Origin of the sequence: Bartonella sp. AS69XJJH (genome assembly GCF_042195585.1) — a bacterium.
Taxonomy (GTDB): Bacteria; Pseudomonadota; Alphaproteobacteria; order Rhizobiales; family Rhizobiaceae; genus Bartonella.
This window is the reverse complement of sequence record NZ_JBHIOO010000074.1, coordinates 1-1725: the sequence shown is the minus strand read 5'-3', so window position 1 is coordinate 1725 and position 1725 is coordinate 1. Positions and strand designations below refer to the sequence as shown.

Here is a 1725-nt window from a genome sequence, read left to right as displayed (position 1 = left end):
ATCTTACATTGCCAAAGATGGAAGTGTAACAGATAGTTCCTTTCAAGGTGTTGGAACCGCTTTTTCAGGTCTTGATACAAATATCAAGAATGTGAATCAGAGGATTAAGGAGGTTTCTGAAGGAGTAGCGCAGGATTCTTTGTTGTGGAATGATGATGCGCAGGCCTTTGTAGCGCGTCATGAAAAGAGCAAAGAAGAAAAAGGCAGGGCTGTAAGGACACAAGAAAACAGTAGAATTACGTTTCTAGAAAATGGTGAGATTAGCGCAAAATCAACGGATGCTGTCACTGGCAACCAACTTTATTCAATGAATCAAACAGTTGCGACCTATTTTGGTGGAGGTGCTGGCTATGAAAATGGAAAATGGATTGCACCCACATTCAAACTTAAAACTGTCAATGATGATGGTAGTACTGGTGAGGAAAAGGTTTACAATAGTGTAGCGGAAGCACTTGCAGGTGTTGCAAGTTCTATAACGAATGTTCACAATGATGTGACCAATGTAGTCAGTGATAGCCTTGCGAAGCAGGATGAGAAGACGAAAGTTATCAATATTGGTACAGAAGTAGAAGGCAGTGAAATCAATATTGCAAATAAGGAGCAGGTAGATCGGACGCTTTCCGGTGTTAAGGCAGCAGAGAATGACAATGAAGCAGTCAATAAAGCGCAGCTTGATGCAAGTCTAAAAGATCTTTCTACCAGCCTTCAGTCTGATGATTCAGCAGTGGTTCTCTACGATAAAAAAGAAGACGGAATAGTTGACTATAGCAGTGTGACTTTAGGTAAAGGTAAGGATACAGGACCAGTTGCACTTCATAATGTAAAAGATGGTGCCATTGGTGAGAGTTCACATGATGCGATTAATGGTAGCCAGATCAACACAATTTCTCAGGAGGTTGCTAAGTTTCTTGGTGGTGATGCCGCATTTAAAGACGGTAGCTTTACCAACCTTACTTATAAATTATCTCATGTTTCTGAGGAAGGAAAAGTAACAGACAGTTCTTTTGATAATGTTGGTAGTGCATTTACTGGTCTTGATACAAATATCAAGAATGTAAATAAGCGTATTAAGGAAGTTTCTGAAGGAGTAGCGCAGGATTCTTTGTTATGGAATGATGAAGCCCATGCGTTTGTAGCACGTCATGAAAAGAGCAAAGAAGAAAAAGGCAGGGCTGTAGCAACACAAGAAAACAGTAGAATTACGTTTCTAGCCAATGGTGAGATTAGCGCAAAATCAACGGATGCTGTCACGGGTAATCAGCTTTTTGAAACGAATGATAAGGTTGTTACTTATTTAGGGGGCAATGCAACTTTTAATAATGGTGCGTTTACAGGTCCAACCTATAGTTTATCTGAGATTGATACAGATGGTAAGATAACAGCGAAACCTTTTACCAATGTCGGTTCAGCTTTTGAAGGACTTGATACAAATATCAAGAATGTCAATCAGAGGATTAAGGAGGTTTCTGAAGGAGTAGCACAGGATTCTTTGTTATGGAGCAATGAAGCTCAGGCATTTGTTGCGCGTCATATAAAAACAGAAACACAAGATGGCGAAATTATAACGAAACAAGAAAATAGCAAATTGAAGTTTTTATTGGATGGAGAAATTTCTAAAGGTTCGACAGAAGCGATTACCGGCAACCAACTTTATTCAATGAATCAAACAGTTTCGACCTATTTTGGTGGAGGTGCTGGCTATGAAAATGGAAAATGGATTGCACC

General features: G+C 39.6%; 1 pseudogene. It reads left to right on the top strand.

From position 1 onward, the window contains the following. A pseudogene (locus tag ACFIK6_RS09655) lies at positions 1–1725 on the top strand (hypothetical protein); the annotation flags it as partial.